The organism is Actinomadura sp. NPDC048955, from assembly GCF_040649435.1.
Taxonomy (GTDB): Bacteria; Actinomycetota; Actinomycetes; order Streptosporangiales; family Streptosporangiaceae; genus Spirillospora; species Spirillospora luteofluorescens.
In genome coordinates this window covers 233,630-248,724 of the sequence record NZ_JBEZJI010000001.1, presented here as the reverse complement: position 1 = coordinate 248,724, position 15,095 = coordinate 233,630, and the positions used below count along the sequence as shown (strand labels likewise).

Below are 15,095 nucleotides of genomic sequence, written 5' to 3'. Positions count from 1 at the left end.
ACCCCCCGCCGCGGCCGCAAGGGGGCATATTCCGGGGCGCCGCCGTGATCGAGGAGTCGCCGTGCCACCTGCGTCCAGACGCGTCAGCCCGCCCGTCCTGAGAGAGGGCTTGGGCGTCCTGTGGGTGGCGGTGAAGGCGGAGCCGCGGGTGTTCGCGCTGTCGGTGCTGGCGAGCGCCCTGTACGCGGCGATGACGGTGGGGACGGCGCAGGTGCTGGGCTGGGCGACCGGCCACGTGGTGCTGCCGGCGTTCGAGTCCGGGCACACGACCGCCGGGGCGCTCGCGGGGGCCGCCGCCCTGATCATGGCGGTGGCGCTGCTGAAGGCGCTCGGCGTCGCGGGCCGCCGGTTCTACGCGGGCCTGATGCAGTACCGGCTCCAGGCGTCCTACCGCCGCGCGGTGACCAGGCAGTACCTGCGGCTCCCGCTGGCCTGGCACCACCGGCACCCGACCGGGCAGCTGCTGTCGAACGCCAACGCCGACGTCGAGGCGGTGTGGGCGCCGATCGCGCCGCTGCCGATGGCGGTCGGTGTCGTGTTCATGCTGCTGATCGCCGCGGTGTCGATCCTGGTCACGGACGTGGTCGTGGCCGCGGTCGGATTCCTGGTGTTCCCCGCCGTCGCCCTCATCAACGTGGTGTACCAGCGGCGGCTGTCGCCGGTGGCGACGCGGGCGCAGCAGCTGCGCGCGGAGGTCAGCGAGGTCGCGCACGAGAGCTTCGAGGGCGGCCTGGTGGTCAAGACCCTCGGCCGGGAGGCGGCTGAGACCGAGCGGTTCGGCGAGCGGGCGCGGGAGCTGCGGGACGCCAACATCGCGGTCGGCCGCATCCGGGGGCTGTTCGACCCGGTGCTGGAGGCGCTGCCGAACCTCGGGGTGCTGGCCGTGCTGCTGATCGGGTCGGTGCGGCTGGACTCGGGCGCGATGTCGCCGGGCGACCTGGTGAACGTCGCCTACCTGTTCACGCTGCTGTCGTGGCCGATCCGGGCGCTGGGCTGGGTGCTGGGCGAGGTGCCGCGCAGCGTCGTCGGGTGGAAGCGGGTCCGCGGAGTCCTGGACGCGACGGGGTCGCTGCCGTTCGGGGACGGTTCGCTGGACGGGTCCGGCGGAGCGGCGACCGAACTCCGGGTCCGGGAGGTCAGGTTCGCCTACGAGGCGGCCGGCGAGGGGACGCGGCGCCGCGTCCTGCACGACGTGTCGTTCGCGGCGGAGCCCGGCAGGACGATCGCGGTCGTGGGCCCGACGGGGTCGGGCAAGTCCACGCTCACCTCGCTGCTCGTCCGGCTGGTCGACCCGGCGGACGGGTCCGTCCTGCTGGACGGCGTCGACCTGCGCGACGTGCGGCGCGGCGGGGTCGCGGCGACGGCGGCCCTGGTCCCGCAGCAGACGTTCCTGTTCGACGACACCGTGCGCGGCAACGTGACGCTCGGTCTCGACGTCCCCGACGAGCGGGTCTGGGAGGCGCTGAGGCTCGCCCAGGCTGAGGGGTTCGTCGCGGCCCTCGCCGACGGGCTCGACACGAAGGTGGGCGAGCGCGGGGCGACGCTGTCGGGCGGTCAGCGCCAGCGGCTGGCGCTGGCGCGGGCGCTGGTGCGGCGGCCCCGGCTGCTGGTCCTGGACGACGCGACGTCCAGCGTCGACCCGCAGGTCGAGGCGCGCATCCTGCAGAGCCTGCGGGAGTCGCAGGCGGAGGAGTCCGGGGGCGCGACCGTCGTGGTCGTCGCCTACCGCAAGGCCACGATCGCGCTCGCCGACGAGGTCGTCTACATGGAGCACGGCCGCGTGATCGCGCGCGGCACCCACGCGGAGCTGCTGGACGGCTCGGAGGGCTACCGCAACCTCGTCAACGCCTACGAACGGGCCGAGGCGGAGCAGGAAGCGGTCGAGGGCGGAGAGGAGGCCCTGGCATGACGACGGTGACCGACACGGCGGCCTCGAAGCCGCGGAGCGCGCCGGGACTGAGCGACAGCGCGGCGGAGGGCGCGATCAGCACGCTGCGGCGCGGGCTGCGGCTGAGCCCGGAGTTCCGGGCCGGCCTGGCCGGGACGCTGGCGCTCGCGCTGGTGTCGACGGCCGGGCGGGTGGTGGTGCCCGTGGCCGTCCAGCAGACGATCGACAAGGGCCTCGGCCGCCCGAACGGCCCCGACCTGGCCTTCATCCGGACCGCGGTGCTGTTGTGCGCGGCGGCCGTCCTGGTGACGGCCGTGTGCGCCTACCTGATGAACGTGCGGCTGTACCGGACGTCCGAGGGCGGTCTGGCGACGCTGCGGGTGCGGGCGTTCCGGCATGTCCACGACCTGTCGATGCTCACCCAGAGCGGGGAGCGGCGGGGCTCGCTTGTGTCGCGGGTGACCGGCGACGTCGACCAGATCAGCCAGTTCATGCAGTCGGGCGGGCTGATGTTCATCGTGTCGATCGGGCAGCTGGTCGTGGCGAGCGTGCTGATGGTCGTCTACTCGTGGCCGCTGGCGCTGCTGGTGTGGGCGGCGTTCGTGCCGCTGGCGTTCGCGCTGCGCCGCTTCCAGCGGATCCTGTCGAGGGCGTACATGCGGGTGCGGGAGCGGATGGGCGACCTGCTGGCGGCGGTCAGCGAGTCGGTCGTGGGCGCCCCGGTGATCCGCGCCTACGCCTCGGAGGAGCGCACCGGCCGGCGGGTGGACGAGACGGTGGAGTCCTACCGGTCGGCGCAGACGCGGGCGCAGGCGATGGTGGCGCTCACGTTCCCGGTCAGCGAGCTGGTGGCGGCGCTCGCCACCGCCGCCGTCGTCATCGCCGGGACGCTGCTCGGCATCGCCGGGGAGCTGTCGGCCGGGCGGCTGGTGGCGTTCCTGTTCCTGGTCACGCTGTTCGTCAGCCCGATGCAGACGGCCACGGAGGTCCTGAACGACGCGCAGAACGCGATCGCGGGGTGGCGGCGGGTGCTCGGCGTGCTGGACACCGCCCCGGACGTCGCCGACCCGGGCGAGGCGGGCGAGACGCTGCCGCGCGGCCCCATCGATCTGCGGTTCGAGTCGGTGGGGTTCGCCTACCCGGGCGGGCCGCCCGTGCTGCACGACGTCAGCGTCGGCATCGCGCCGCGCAGCCGTGTCGCGATCGTCGGGCAGACCGGGTCGGGCAAGACGACGTTCGCCAAGCTCCTCACCCGGCTCATGGACCCGGTGTCGGGCCGCGTGCTGGTGGACGGCGTGCCTCTGGACCGCGTCCGGTTCTCGTCGCTGCGCGAGCGGATCGTCATGGTGCCCCAGGACGGGTTCCTGTTCGACGCCTCGCTCGCCGACAACATCCGGTACGGGCGCCCGGACGCCTCCGACGAGGACCTCGTCCTCGCGCTGACCGAGCTGGGCCTCGCCGACTGGCTGGACGGCCTCCCCGAGGGCCTCGCGACGCCGGTCGGGCAGCGGGGCGAGTCGCTGTCGGCGGGCGAGCGCCAGCTCGTCGCGCTGGCCCGCGCCTACATCGCCGACCCGGACCTGCTCGTGCTGGACGAGGCGACCTCCGCCGTGGACCCGGCCACGGAGGTGCGGATCCAGCGGGCGCTGGACGGCGTGACGCGGGGCCGCACGGCGATCTCGATCGCGCACCGGCTGTCCACGGCCGAGGCGGCCGACGAGGTGATCGTCTTCGAGGCGGGGCGGATCGTGCAGCGCGGCCCGCACGCGAAGCTCGTCGCCGAGCCGGGGGTGTACGCCGATCTGCACGCGTCCTGGATCGCCCAGCGGAGCCTGTGACGGGTTCCACAGGGCTACTTCCTGGGTAAACGCAAGCTAAAGCACTTGCCCGATATCTGGTCCAGTGCGCATTCTGCTGGGGTGAGCAACGAAGTCGTGTTGGAATCGGCGGCCACGCTGCACGGTCAACTGCAGCGTGGACTCGGGAGGGCCGCGCGCCGCGCGGCGGACAAGCCCGGCGCGGGCGAGTACGTGTACGCCTGCGTCCGGCGGGATCCGCGCTGGGATCGGCAGTGCGAGTCGCGGCGGCTGTACTACGCCCGGTTGATGGTGGATCTGGAGCTGCCGGTGGGGCCGGTGGCGGAGCATCTGTTCGCTCCGTCCGACCACACCGACCCCGACGAGTGGCGGGTGGACCTGGCGCTGGGCGTGCTGGCCGATCTGGTGCGGCTGAGCCGGCGGGAGGCCGCCGGGCCGCTGCGCCGGTACGCCGAGGAGGGCGCGCAGTGGTTCGACGCGGTCGCCGAGCTCATCGATCTTGAGGATCCCTCGCTGGCGGTCGGCCTGGACGCCCTGGTCGCCGCGCGGTGCGACGACGCGGACCTGGCGCTGCTGGTCCCGGGCCGGTACAACCCGGTGATCGAGGCGTGGGCGGCGCGGCAGCCGCGGGTGGCCGACGCCCTGGCGCGGCAGCGGGAGGCGGGCCGGGCGGCGCGCCGCGCGATGGTGCCCGCTCCCGGGAAGGACGCGCAGAGCGAGGCCGAGTTGCTGGATCTCGCGCGGCGCCGCGGCGAGGGCTCCATAGCGGCGATATTCGAGCTGGGCCGCCGCCGGACGCTGGCCCTGCTGGACCTCGCGGAGGAACTGCTGCCCCAGAGGCCGAGCAGGTTCGGCGGAGCGGTGTGCCGGGCGCTGCGCGAGTACGGGCCTGAGACGCTGCCGCGGGCGCGGATGTGGGCGGCGCAGCGCGGCGGCTGCGCGGACATGGGGCTGCGCATCCTCGCCCGCTACGGCACCCGCCAGGACATCCCCCTGCTGATGGACGAGTTGAACGCCGCCGTCGCCCGGCGCGACTGGGCCGACGCCGCGAGCCCGATCGAGGGGCTGGGACGGCTGCGCGCGGGCGAGGCCGTCCCGCTGTTGAAGACCGCTTGGACCGAATCCACCTATGCCTATCTGAGACCCCGCATCCTGACCGCGTTGACGAGAACCGCCCCGCACACCGCCGAGTCCTACACCGTCGAGGGTCTGTGGGACTGCGAGGAGGGCGTCCGGGCCGAGGCCGCCCGGACCGCGCCCCTGACCGACGAGACGTCGCTGCGGCTGCGCAGGCTCCACAACGACGACGCCGAGGACCCCGGCGTCCGCGCCGCCGCGGGCGCCCGCATGATGACCTGAGCGGCCGGTTTCCCGAACTGGATGAACCCCTCCGGGGCGGGGCGCGTATTCGTCTCTCGAATCGCGCGTCTCACCCCGGAGAGGAAGAGCGATGGGTTCCCGACACCATCTCGGCTTGTTGAGGCTCGGCTCGTGGAAGACGGTGCCGCTGTGCGCCGCCGCGCTGGCGATGCCGCTGGCGGCCGGCTGTTCCGCCGCGTCGGACGCGTCCGATGGCAAGGCCGCCAAGCCGGCCAGCCTGGCCGAGCTGGCGCAGCAGACCGACTGCTCCCTCACCGGGAAGCGCAAAGTGCAGGATCTGGAGCAGGGGAACTGCAAGACCGCGCGGGGACGCTACGTCCTGCTCAGCTTCACCTCCGACAACGGTATGAACGCCTGGTTGGAGGAGGCCAAGCCGTGGGGCGGGACGTATCTGGTCGGGGCGCGCTGGGTGGCGGTCAGCCAGCAAAAGACCCTGGAGTCGCTGCGCGAGGATCTCGGCGGGAAGATCGTGCAGGGCGACAACCACGGCCCGGAGCACGGTTCGGGGCACGGCTGAGCGGCGCTCAGGCCCGGCCGGCCGCGCTCCCCTCGCTCGTGCCCTCCTCGCCCCGCACGAGCAGGGCGCTCCAGCGCTCCAGGGCCGGGCCGAGGCGGGTCAGGACGCGCCGCCCCGCCAGCCCGCGGCGGACGATGCCCGGGTGCCACAGCGGGTGCCGCGGGCCGTCGACGACCACCCGGACCGCCGCGACCGGCAGCGGTCCGGCGCGCTCGGCGACGAGCGCCGACTCCATGTCCGCGAGCCGCGCCCCCTGCGCCGCCAGCAGGCCGCGCTCGGCGCCCCGGACGACGCGGTCGGTGGTGACCAGCGGGCCGACCTGGACGCTCAGGCCGTCCCGGATCATCTCCTCGGCGAGCAGCCGCGGCGCCGCGCACGGCACCGCCTTCCCGCCCCCGCAGGCGGCGCGGATCTCGTCGGCGACGAGGACGTCCCCGGGCCTCAGCCGCTCGTCGAGCGCGCCGCCGAACCCGGCGACGACGAGGGCGGCGCAGGCGGCGGGCAGCCGGTCGGCGCGCCGCGCCCGGTAGCCGACGACCACGACCGGCGTCCGGGTGAGGCCGCGCCGGATCGCGCGCGCCTCCGTGCCGAGGGCGGCGCACACCACCGGGCCGAGCATCGGCGCGTCCTCGGCGTCGGACCAGAACCGCCCTCCGGCGGCGTCCGCCCCTTCGGTGAAGTCCACCCGCCCAGCGAAACACGAGGTCATCCCGAGATCCAGCGCCATCACCGCGCGGTGCGACATTCGCTCACCGCGCAGGGCGAGGTCAGCTCACCGCGCAGGGCGACACCGGCTCGCCGCCAGGTGCCGGATCCGGGCGGCGCGGATCCGCCTCACGGAGGGCGCGGACGGCCGCCCCGGCCGCCTAGACTCCCCGGCATGACCTCGACCTCCTTTCCCCTTCGGCGGAAGCTGGCCGTACTCCCGTTCGTCCTGCTGCCCCTCGGCGCCGCGGCCGCGTGCGGCGGCGAGAACAGCAAGACCTCCTGCGACGTCAACTCCTGCACGGTGACCTTCGACCGCGGTGTCGAGGCGAGCGCGTCCATCCTCGGCGTGAAGGCCGAGCTCGTGAAGGTGCAGGGCCAGATGGTCACCCTCAAGATCGGCGGGCAGACGGTGACGGTGCCGGCCGGGGACGGGCAGCAGGCCGAGGGCTTCGACGTCTCGGTGCAGTCCGTCACCCAGGACCAGGTGGTGGTGAAGATCTCCAACAACGGCTGACCGGGTCTACCATTCGCTCATGCGTTCGATGAACACGGCGGAGCGCCGCGCCCGGCTCGCGCTCCGCCACCGGCTCTGCCCTCCGGCCCGGACCGACGACGTCCTCGACGTCGTCCGGGCCATGGTCGTGCTGCACGCGACCGACCCGGCCACCGTCCACCTGTCGGTCGCGGCCCGCAGCGTCCACGCCGTCCCGGCGGCGGTGGAGAAGGCCCTGTACGACGACCGCACGCTGCTGCGGATGCTCGCGATGCGCCGGACGATGTTCGTCGCGCCGACCGAGCTGGTCCCGGTGCTGCAGGCGTCCACGGCGAACGGGCTGGCGGCCAAGCAGCGCGCCAGGTACACCAAGATGATCGAGCGCGGCGGCGACGTCACCGACGCGCCGGCCCTGTTCGCCCGGGCCGAGGAGGCCGCGCACGAGGCGCTGCTGGCGCGCGGCATGGCGACGGGGGCCCAGCTCAGCGCCGACGTGCCCCTGCTGCGGACCCAGGTCGAGATGGCGCCCGGCAAGTCCTACTCGCGGGTCACGGGCATCACCACCTGGATCCTGGTCACGCTCGGCTGCGAGGGCCGCATCGTGCGCGGGCGACCGAACGGGTCGTGGACGAGCAGCCAGTACGTGTGGTCGCCCGTCGAGACGTGGCTGCCCGGCGGCATCGAGTCGCTCCCGGCCGGCGAGGCCCGCGCCGGCCTCGTCCGCCGCTGGCTGCGCGCGTTCGGGCCGGCACCGGTCACCGACCTGAAGTGGTGGACGGGCTGGAGCGCCGGCGACGTCGGGAAGGCCCTCGCGCTCCTGGACGTCACCGAGGTCGACCTCGGCGGCGGCGCCACCGGCCTCGTCCTGTCCGACGACCTGGAGCCCGCGCCCGCGCCGGAGCCGTGGGCTGCGCTGCTGCCCGCGCTCGACCCGACCCCGATGGGCTGGCAGGAGCGGGGCTGGTTCCTCGGCCCCCACGGCCCGCTGCTGTTCGACCGCAACGGCAACGCCGGGCCGTCGGTCTGGTGGGACGGCCGCATCGTCGGCGGGTGGGCGCAGCGCAGGGACGGCGAGATCGTCTTCCGCCTCCTGGAGGACGTCGGCGCCGACGCGGAGGCCGCCGTCGAGCGGGAGGCGGCGCGCATGGCGGCGTGGTACGGCGACGTCCGCGCGATCCCCCGGTTCCGCACCCCGCTGGAGCGCGAGCTGACGGCATGAGCCGGGGCCCGCTTCCGGCGGGCCGATGCGGGCTCAGGCCGTCAGAAGCGGGGGCCCGTGATCGTCACCGCGCGGCGCCGGGCTCCGCTGCGCCTGAGGATCGTCACGATGAACGCGACGGCGGCGAGGCCGCTGAGGCCGAGCGCGGCCAGCAGGGCCAGGCCGAGGTAGCCGTCGGCGGTGTCGTCGGGCGTCACGAGGATCGGCCCGTCGGCGCCCCGGCACGTCAGCCGGGCCTCGCCCGACACCGGCGCCCTGAACGTGGCGGTGTAGCGGTAGGACGCGTGGTCGGAGGCGCTCCAGGAGTTCTTCCGCGTGAGCTGGACGGGCCCGGACCGCTCCCCCGCCTCGACGCGGCACGCGTACGGGGACGGGCCGCCCTCCCGGACGTAGACGAAGTAGCCGTAGCCCTCCGTGAGGCGGACGGTCACCCCGGACGCCGGGTCGCCCGCGGCCGACGGGCCTCCGGCGACCTCCGAGTCGTCCCACAGGAGCGCGAGCAGCGTGAGGAACCCGATGGCGGCGACCAGGACCAGGACGACCGGCAGCGCGTACCATCCGGCGCTCGGGCTGATGCGCTGCGGCTGCGGCGTCCAGCCCGGTCCCGGCCGGCCCGGTTCCACGGGCGGCGGTCCCATCGGTGGGTTGGACCCGGGCCACATGTCTTCTCCCCCTGCGGAACGCCTGTGCCGGACGACAACGATCCCAGACAACGCTCCGCCCCGCCAGGCGGCCTCCGGTAAGGGGCCGCTGACCGAAAGATTGGGGCATGTCTGTAACGTCCCCTTGGACAGAGGAGGTGCGTGTGGCGGCACTGCCCGGCCTGACCCCCGGCACGCTCCCGCCCGGGACCGCCGAGCTGCGGGCCCGGGTGCGGGAATTCCTCGCCGGGACACCGTTCACGGCCCGCTGCGACAGCTGGCTCACCGGCGCCGACCCCGCCTTCAGCCGCCTGCTGGGCGAGCGCGGCTGGCTGGGCATGACGCTCCCCGAACGCTACGGCGGGCACGGGCGCTCCCCGCTGGAACGGTTCGTGGTGGTCGAGGAGCTGCTGGCCGCCGGGGCCCCGGTCGGCGCGCACTGGATCGCCGACCGGCAGACCGGGCCGTCCATCCTGGCCCACGGCACCGAGGAGCAGAAGGCGCGGTTCCTGCCCGCGATCGCGCGCGGCGAGTGCTTCTTCGCGATCGGGATGAGCGAGCCCGACTCCGGCTCCGACCTGGCCTCAGTGCGGACCCGCGCCGAACGCGACGGCGGCGGGTGGCGGCTGCACGGCGCCAAGGTGTGGACGAGCGGCGCCCACCTCGCGCACGCGATCCTCGTCCTGGCCCGCAGCGCACCACGCTCGCAGGACCGGCACGCGGGCCTCAGCCAGTTCATCGTGCCCCTGCCGGACGACCGCGTGACGGTCAGGCCGATCCGGGGACTGTCCGGCGAGCACCACTTCAACGAGGTCGTGCTCGACGGCGTGTTCGTGCCGGACGCGCTCGTCCTCGGGCGGGCCGGGGACGGGTGGCGGCAGGTCACGGCCGAGCTGGCCCACGAGCGCAGCGGCCCCGAACGGCTGCTCAGCACGTTCATGCTCATCCGGCTCCTGCACGGCCGCGCCGAGGGTCCGGCGGCCCGCCGGGCCCTCGGCGGGCTCATCGCACGCCTGTGGGCGCTGCGGCAGGCGTCGCTCGGGGTCGCGGGCGCGCTCGCCCGCGGCGAGACGCCCGAACTGGCCGCGGCCCTCGTCAAGGACCTCGGGACGCGGTTCGAGCGCGAGGTCATCGAGGTGGCGCGCGAGCACGCGGGCGTGGAACCCGACCCCGGCTCCGCCGATCCGCTGGCCCGCGCGCTGGCGGAGTCGGTCGTCCAGGCGCCCGGGTTCACGCTGCGGGGCGGCACCAACGAGATCCTGCGCGGCATCGTCGCCCGCGGTCTGGGAGTGCGCTGATGGGGCTTCTGGAAGACACCGCGAACGAGATCCTGGCCGGCGACGACCCGTGGCGGGCGCTGGAGGAGTCCGGTCTGACGCTGGCCGGAGTGCCGGAGGAGGCGGGCGGCAGTGGCGGGGACCTCGCCGACGCCGCCACCGTCCTGCGCGCGGCCGGATACCACGCCGCGGGCGTGCCGCTGGCGGAGACCCTGCTGGCCGGGCGGCTGCTCGCCGATGCCGGGCTGCGGGCCGCTCCGGGCCCTCTCACCGTCATGTCCGGCGCGGTCGAGGCGGCGGAGAGCCGCGGCGTCCCCGTCCTGAGCGGGACGTTCCGCCGGGTCCCCTGGGCGCGCTCGGCACGGTCCCTGGTCGTCCTCGGCGACGGGATCGCCGCCGTCGTCGATCCGGCGCGGGCGCGGATCGCCGAGGGCGCGAACGTGGCGGGCGAGCCGCGCGACGACGTCGTCCTGTCCGGCGTCCCGGCGGAGCGGGCGGCGCCGTGCGCGGTGGACGCGGCCGAGCTGCGGCGGCGCGGCGCGCTGGCCCGGGCCGTCCAGCTGACCGGGGCGATGTCGCGGGCACTGGAGCTGTCCGTCCGGTACGCGGGCGAGCGGGAGCAGTTCGGGCGGCCGATCGGGCGGTTCCAGGCCGTCCAGCAGATGCTGGCGGAGCTGGCCGGGGAGGCGACGGTCGCGGACGTCGCGGTGCGCGCCGCCGTCCGCACCCCCGGCGACCCGGTCGCGGTGGCGGCCGCCAAGGCGAACGCGTCGCGGGCCGCGGGCGCGGTCGCCGCGATCGCCCACCAGGTGCACGGCGCGCTCGGCGTCACCGAGGAGCACCCCCTGCGCCGGGTCACCCTGCGGCTGTGGTCGTGGCGGGACGAGTACGGCGACGAGACCGCCTGGGCCGACGACCTCGGCGCCGCGCTCGCCGCCGCGCCCGACCCGTGGGCGCTCGTCACCGGCACCTGAACGCGCCGCCGTCGGAGCGGGTCGGTAATCTCGCTAGGAGTAGCCGACCGCGTTCGGAGACAGCATGGCGCCCTGGGACCGACTGCCCGTGCCGCCGATCAGGCTGCCCCGGCCCAAAGGCCTGCCATGGCCGGCGGGGCTGCCGTGGCCGGCCGGGCTGCCGCGGCCGCGAGGCCTGGCCCCCTACACCGTCGAGCGCGACCTGCCGGTGACCATGCCGGACGGGGTCGTCCTCCTCGCCGACCGGTACGTCCCGGCCGGTGTCGAACGGCCCCCCACCATCCTCGTCCGCACCCCCTACGGGCGGCGCGGCCCCGCCGCCCTCGCCAACGGCCTGCTGTTCGTCCCGTTCGGCTTCCAGCTGGTCGTGCAGAGCGCCCGCGGGACCTCCGGGTCCGGCGGCGAGTTCGACCCCCTCGGAAGCGAGCGCGCCGACGGGCTCGCGACCGTCGAGTGGCTGAAGCGGCAGCCCTGGTTCCACGGCTCGTTCGCCACGTTCGGTCCGAGCTACCTCGGCTACGCGGCCTGGGCGATCGCCGCCGAGGCCGGGCCCGAGCTGAAGGCGATGTCCCTGCAGATCACCGCGTCCACGTTCCGGGACGCCGCCTACGTGGGCGGATCGTTCGCCCTGGAGTCCACGCTCACCTGGACCGACCTCACGCACCGGCAGCAGCGGCGGCTCGGCATGCTGACCGCGCCCCTGATGTCGCGGCGCCGCGTCCAGCGCGCCGCCCGCTCCGGCCGCCCGCTGGCCGAGCTGGACATGGTGGCGGGCGGCGAGCCCATGCGCTTCTACCAGGACCTGCTCGCGGGCCACGGGACCGCCGACGGCTACTGGGACACCCGCGACTTCAGCGGCACCGTCGGCGAGGTCGCCGCGCCCGCCACCCTCCTCGGCGGCTGGTACGACATCTTCCTGCCCTGGATGATCAAGGACTATCTGGCGCTGCGCGCCGCCGGGCGCGACCCGTACCTGACGATCGGCCCCTGGTGGCACACCGACGCGCGCCACGGCCTGCCGGCGATCCGCGAGTCGCTCGCCTGGTTCCGCGCCCACCTGCAGGGCGACCCGTCCGGGCTGCGGCGCGACCCCGTCCGCGTCTACGTCACCGGCGCCCGCGAGTGGCGGCACTACAGCGACTGGCCCCCGCCGGGCACGCGGTGGACGCGCTGGCACCTGCACGCCGGCGGCGGCCTCGGCGAGGACGGCCCGCGCGGCGCCGCGCCCAGCGCCTACCGCTTCGACCCCGCCCGCCCGACGCCGGCCCTCGGCGGCCCCACCCTGCTCGGCAGCTCCCGCCCCGTCGACAACCGCCCCCTGGAGCGGCGGCCGGACGTGCTGGTGTTCACCTCCTCGCCCCTCGGCGCCGACCTGGACGTGATCGGCCCGGTCGAGGCCGACCTGTTCGTCCGCTCCGACCGCGAGCACACCGACTTCGTCGTCCGGCTCTGCGACGTCTCCCCGGACGGGACGTCCCGCAACGTCTGCGAGGGCGGCCTGCGCCTGCCCGCCGCCGCGGCGAAACCCGTCGGGACCGGCGGGGTGTTCCGCCTCGCCGTCGACCTGTGGCCCACGGGCCACCGCTTCCAGCGCGGGCACCGCGTCCGGATCCACGTCACCAGCGGCGCGCACCCCAAGGTCGCCGTGAACCCCGGCACCGGCGAGCCCCTCGCCACCGCGGCGACGAGGATGGTCACCGCCCGGCAGCAGGTCCTCCACGACCCCGACCACCCGTCCGCGATCATCCTCCCGGTCTCGGCGCGCTCCCCCGAGACCGCGGCCCCTGCCCCGGACGAGGACGCGCCCTGACCGCGGCCGGGAGACGGCTCAGCGCAGCCGGGAGATGATCGCCTTCGCCAGTCTCCCGGCGCTGCCGGGGGCGTGGTGGAGGTAGAGGGCGGGTTCGGTCAGTTCGAGTTCGATGAGCATCGGGGCGCCGTCCGGGCCGGGGATCATGTCGACGCGGGCGTAGAGGAGATCGTCGCCGTGCGGGACGGCGGCCAGGGCGCGGCGGGCGACCTCCAGCTCGCCGTCGGTCGCCGTGGACGCGGTGACCTGGCCGCGCGCCGGGTCGTCCCGGACGTGGCCCTGGACGCCCGCCCCGGCGGTGAGGATCCGCGCCTTGCGGCAGGCGTGGCTGAACTCGCCGTCGCAGAAGATCAGCGCCGTCTCCCCGACCGTGTCGACCGCCGGCAGGTACGGCTGGACCATCACCGTCCGGCCCGCCTCGCGGAGCGAGCGCAGGTGCGCGCGGGCCGCGTCCTCCTCGCCGGGACCCCAGCGGGCGGTGTCGCCCGCGCCGATCGACACGGCCGGCTTGATGACGTACTCGGGCCAGTCGGAGGGGACGTCGTCGGGGTCCCACCGGGTCGGGACGACGGGGACCCCCGCGCCGGCGAGCTCCCGCAGGTAGCGCTTGTCGGTGTTCCACCGCACGACCTCGGCGGGGTTGAGGACGCGGGGCAGGCTCCGCGCCCATGCCGTGAACTCGTCCCGCCGGGCGGTGTAGTCCCAGGTGGAGCGGATCACGACCAGGTCGTAGCGGGTCCAGTCGACGCCGGCGTCCCAGATGACGGGCTCGGCGCCGGCGCCCTCGGCGGCCAGGGCGCCGATCAGGTCCTGGACGTCGTCGCTTCCGTCGGGCAGCAGGGAGCAGGTCGCGAGAGCGATGGTCATGCGGGGGGTTTCCTCTTCAGCGAACGGGGTTGCCGGCGGCGCGCAGCGCGTCCTTGACGTCGGAGATCTTCAGCTCCCCGAAGTGGAAGACGCTGGCGGCCAGGACGGCGTCCGCGCCCGCCGCCACGGCGGGCGCGAAGTGCTCGACGGCGCCCGCGCCGCCGCTGGCGATCACCGGGACGGTGACGGCCTCCCGGACGCGGCGCAGCATCTCCAGGTCGAAGCCGGTCTTGGTGCCGTCGGCGTCCATCGAGTTCAGCAGGATCTCGCCGACGCCGAGCTCCGCGCCGCGGCGGGCCCACTCGACGGCGTCGATGCCGGTGCCCTTGCGGCCGCCGTGCGTGGTGACCTCGAAGCCGGACGGCGTCCCCCCGGCGCGCCGGGCGTCCACCGACAGCACGACGCACTGCGACCCGAACCGGTGCGCGGCCTCCCGCAGGAACTCCGGCCGCGCGATCGCCGCGGTGTTGATCGAGACCTTGTCGGCGCCCTCGCGCAGCAGCCGGTCGACGTCGTCGACCGTGCGGATGCCGCCGCCGACGGTCAGCGGGATGAACACCTGCTCGGCGGTGCGCCGCACCACGTCGTAGGTCGTGGAGCGGTCGGCGCTGGAGGCGGTGATGTCCAGGAACGTCAGCTCGTCGGCGCCCTCGGCGTCATAGCGGCGGGCCAGCTCCACGGGGTCGCCCGCGTCCCGCAGGTTCTGGAAGTTGACGCCCTTGACCACGCGCCCGGCGTCGACGTCCAGGCACGGGATCACCCGCACGGCGACGGTCACTTCACGGCCTCCAGGGCCTCTTCCAGCGTGAACGCCCCCGCGTACAGCGCCTTGCCGACGATCGCGCCCTCGACGCCGTCGGGGACGAGCCCGGCCAGCTGCCGCAGGTCGTCCAGCGACGAGACGCCGCCGGAGGCGACGACGGGCTTGTCCGTCCGGGTGCAGACCTCGCGCAGCAGCTCGGTGTTGGGGCCGCGCAGCGTCCCGTCCTTGGTGACGTCGGTGACCACGTACCGGGGGCAGCCGTCGTCCTCCAGCCGCGCGAGGACCTCCCACAGGTCGCCGCCCTCGCGCGTCCACCCGCGCGCGGCCAGCGTCGTGCCCCGCACGTCCAGCCCCACCGCGATCCGGTCGCCGTGCGAAGCGATGATCTTGCGGCACCAGGCGGGGTCCTCCAGCGCGGCGGTGCCGATGTTGACCCGGGCGCACCCGGTGGCGAGGGCCGCCTCCAGCGACGCGTCGTCGCGGATGCCGCCCGACAGCTCCACCTTCACGTCCAGCTTCCCGGTCACCTCGGCGAGCAGCTCCCGGTTGGAGCCGCGCCCGAACGCCGCGTCCAGGTCCACCAGATGGATCCACTCCGCCCCCGCCTTCTGCCAGGCGAGCGCCGCCTCCAGCGGAGCGCCGTAGGAGGTCTCGGTGCCGGCCTCGCCCTGCACCAGCCGGACGGCCCGGCCGTCGGCGACGTCAACGGCGGGAAGGAGCGTCAAAGTCATGCGGAAACCC

At 75.1% G+C, this 15,095-nt stretch carries 14 protein-coding genes; 9 read left to right on the top strand and 5 right to left on the bottom strand.

The features are described from left to right. Positions 1 to 61: 61 nt before the first annotated feature. The 4 genes from AB0C84_RS01195 to AB0C84_RS01180 all read left to right on the top strand — a co-directional run bounded on the left by AB0C84_RS01195 (position 62) and on the right by AB0C84_RS01180 (position 5,602). On the top strand, positions 62 to 1,909 hold the full coding sequence (locus AB0C84_RS01195) for an ABC transporter ATP-binding protein (RefSeq protein WP_312879022.1): 1,848 nt from the start codon (positions 62 to 64) through the stop codon (positions 1,907 to 1,909). Then, complete coding sequence (locus AB0C84_RS01190; protein ID WP_361059936.1) at positions 1,906 to 3,726, top strand: ABC transporter ATP-binding protein; 1,821 nt, start codon at positions 1,906 to 1,908, stop codon at positions 3,724 to 3,726. The genes AB0C84_RS01195 and AB0C84_RS01190 overlap by 4 nt, the downstream gene beginning before the upstream one ends. A gap of 81 nt (positions 3,727 to 3,807) precedes the next feature. Beyond that, positions 3,808 to 5,064, top strand: coding sequence for a hypothetical protein (locus AB0C84_RS01185; RefSeq protein ID WP_312879023.1), 1,257 nt, complete (start codon positions 3,808 to 3,810; stop codon positions 5,062 to 5,064). Between the two features lie 91 nt (positions 5,065 to 5,155). After that, positions 5,156 to 5,602, top strand: coding sequence for a hypothetical protein (locus AB0C84_RS01180; RefSeq protein WP_361059932.1), 447 nt, complete (start codon positions 5,156 to 5,158; stop codon positions 5,600 to 5,602). Positions 5,603 to 5,609: 7 nt separating this feature from the next. Here the strand turns inward: AB0C84_RS01180 and AB0C84_RS01175 are convergent, their stop codons facing one another. Beyond that, positions 5,610 to 6,287 (bottom strand): hypothetical protein, encoded by a 678-nt coding sequence (locus tag AB0C84_RS01175; RefSeq protein WP_361059928.1) that lies wholly within the window; start codon positions 6,285 to 6,287, stop codon positions 5,610 to 5,612. 195 nt (positions 6,288 to 6,482) lie between these two features. Between AB0C84_RS01175 and AB0C84_RS01170 the strand changes: the two genes are divergently transcribed. Together AB0C84_RS01170 and AB0C84_RS01165 are read left to right on the top strand one after the other, a co-directional pair. Further along, positions 6,483 to 6,824 (top strand): hypothetical protein, encoded by a 342-nt coding sequence (locus tag AB0C84_RS01170; RefSeq protein ID WP_258939024.1) that lies wholly within the window; start codon positions 6,483 to 6,485, stop codon positions 6,822 to 6,824. Between the two features lie 19 nt (positions 6,825 to 6,843). Then, positions 6,844 to 8,022, top strand: a complete 1,179-nt coding sequence (locus AB0C84_RS01165; protein ID WP_361059924.1) for a winged helix DNA-binding domain-containing protein — start codon at positions 6,844 to 6,846, stop codon at positions 8,020 to 8,022. Between the two features lie 41 nt (positions 8,023 to 8,063). Here AB0C84_RS01165 and AB0C84_RS01160 read toward each other — a convergent pair whose 3' ends face one another. Next, on the bottom strand, positions 8,064 to 8,660 hold the full coding sequence (locus AB0C84_RS01160; protein ID WP_361059921.1) for a hypothetical protein: 597 nt from the start codon (positions 8,658 to 8,660) through the stop codon (positions 8,064 to 8,066). A 167-nt stretch (positions 8,661 to 8,827) separates the two neighbouring features. On the opposite strand from AB0C84_RS01160, the gene AB0C84_RS01155 reads away from it, so the two are divergent. The 3 genes from AB0C84_RS01155 to AB0C84_RS01145 all read left to right on the top strand — a co-directional run bounded on the left by AB0C84_RS01155 (position 8,828) and on the right by AB0C84_RS01145 (position 12,724). Continuing rightward, positions 8,828 to 9,961, top strand: a complete 1,134-nt coding sequence (locus AB0C84_RS01155) for an acyl-CoA dehydrogenase family protein (protein ID WP_218905151.1) — start codon at positions 8,828 to 8,830, stop codon at positions 9,959 to 9,961. Continuing rightward, positions 9,961 to 10,914, top strand: a complete 954-nt coding sequence (locus tag AB0C84_RS01150; protein ID WP_361059918.1) for an acyl-CoA dehydrogenase family protein — start codon at positions 9,961 to 9,963, stop codon at positions 10,912 to 10,914. Before AB0C84_RS01155 ends, AB0C84_RS01150 begins: the two co-directional genes overlap by 1 nt. A 64-nt stretch (positions 10,915 to 10,978) precedes the next feature. Beyond that, a complete protein-coding gene (locus AB0C84_RS01145; RefSeq protein WP_361059915.1) occupies positions 10,979 to 12,724 on the top strand; it encodes a CocE/NonD family hydrolase in 1,746 nt (581 codons plus the stop codon). An 18-nt stretch (positions 12,725 to 12,742) separates the two neighbouring features. On the opposite strand, the gene AB0C84_RS01140 is transcribed toward AB0C84_RS01145, so the two are convergent. The 3 genes from AB0C84_RS01140 to priA are packed head-to-tail and all read right to left on the bottom strand — an operon-like array spanning position 12,743 to position 15,085. Continuing rightward, positions 12,743 to 13,591, bottom strand: coding sequence for a hypothetical protein (locus tag AB0C84_RS01140; protein WP_361059912.1), 849 nt, complete (start codon positions 13,589 to 13,591; stop codon positions 12,743 to 12,745). A gap of 16 nt (positions 13,592 to 13,607) precedes the next feature. Continuing rightward, the gene (gene hisF / locus AB0C84_RS01135; RefSeq protein WP_361059909.1) at positions 13,608 to 14,369 is read right to left on the bottom strand and encodes an imidazole glycerol phosphate synthase subunit HisF; all 762 of its coding nucleotides are present in this window, start codon (positions 14,367 to 14,369) and stop codon (positions 13,608 to 13,610) included. Further along, positions 14,366 to 15,085, bottom strand: coding sequence for a bifunctional 1-(5-phosphoribosyl)-5-((5-phosphoribosylamino)methylideneamino)imidazole-4-carboxamide isomerase/phosphoribosylanthranilate isomerase PriA (gene priA / locus AB0C84_RS01130; RefSeq protein ID WP_179842758.1), 720 nt, complete (start codon positions 15,083 to 15,085; stop codon positions 14,366 to 14,368). Before priA ends, hisF begins: the two co-directional genes overlap by 4 nt. Between the last annotated feature and the right edge of the window lie 10 nt (positions 15,086 to 15,095).

Coding starts and splice junctions, on each gene's coding strand:
- AB0C84_RS01190 (WP_361059936.1), top strand. CDS start 1,906: ATGACGACGGTGACCGACACGGCGGCCTCGAAGCCGCGGAGCGCGCCG.
- AB0C84_RS01180 (WP_361059932.1), top strand. CDS start 5,156: ATGGGTTCCCGACACCATCTCGGCTTGTTGAGGCTCGGCTCGTGGAAG.
- AB0C84_RS01170 (WP_258939024.1), top strand. CDS start 6,483: ATGACCTCGACCTCCTTTCCCCTTCGGCGGAAGCTGGCCGTACTCCCG.
- AB0C84_RS01165 (WP_361059924.1), top strand. CDS start 6,844: ATGCGTTCGATGAACACGGCGGAGCGCCGCGCCCGGCTCGCGCTCCGC.
- AB0C84_RS01160 (WP_361059921.1), bottom strand. CDS start 8,660: ATGGGACCGCCGCCCGTGGAACCGGGCCGGCCGGGACCGGGCTGGACG.
- AB0C84_RS01150 (WP_361059918.1), top strand. CDS start 9,961: ATGGGGCTTCTGGAAGACACCGCGAACGAGATCCTGGCCGGCGACGAC.
- AB0C84_RS01145 (WP_361059915.1), top strand. CDS start 10,979: ATGGCGCCCTGGGACCGACTGCCCGTGCCGCCGATCAGGCTGCCCCGG.
- AB0C84_RS01140 (WP_361059912.1), bottom strand. CDS start 13,591: ATGACCATCGCTCTCGCGACCTGCTCCCTGCTGCCCGACGGAAGCGAC.
- priA (WP_179842758.1), bottom strand. CDS start 15,085: ATGACTTTGACGCTCCTTCCCGCCGTTGACGTCGCCGACGGCCGGGCC.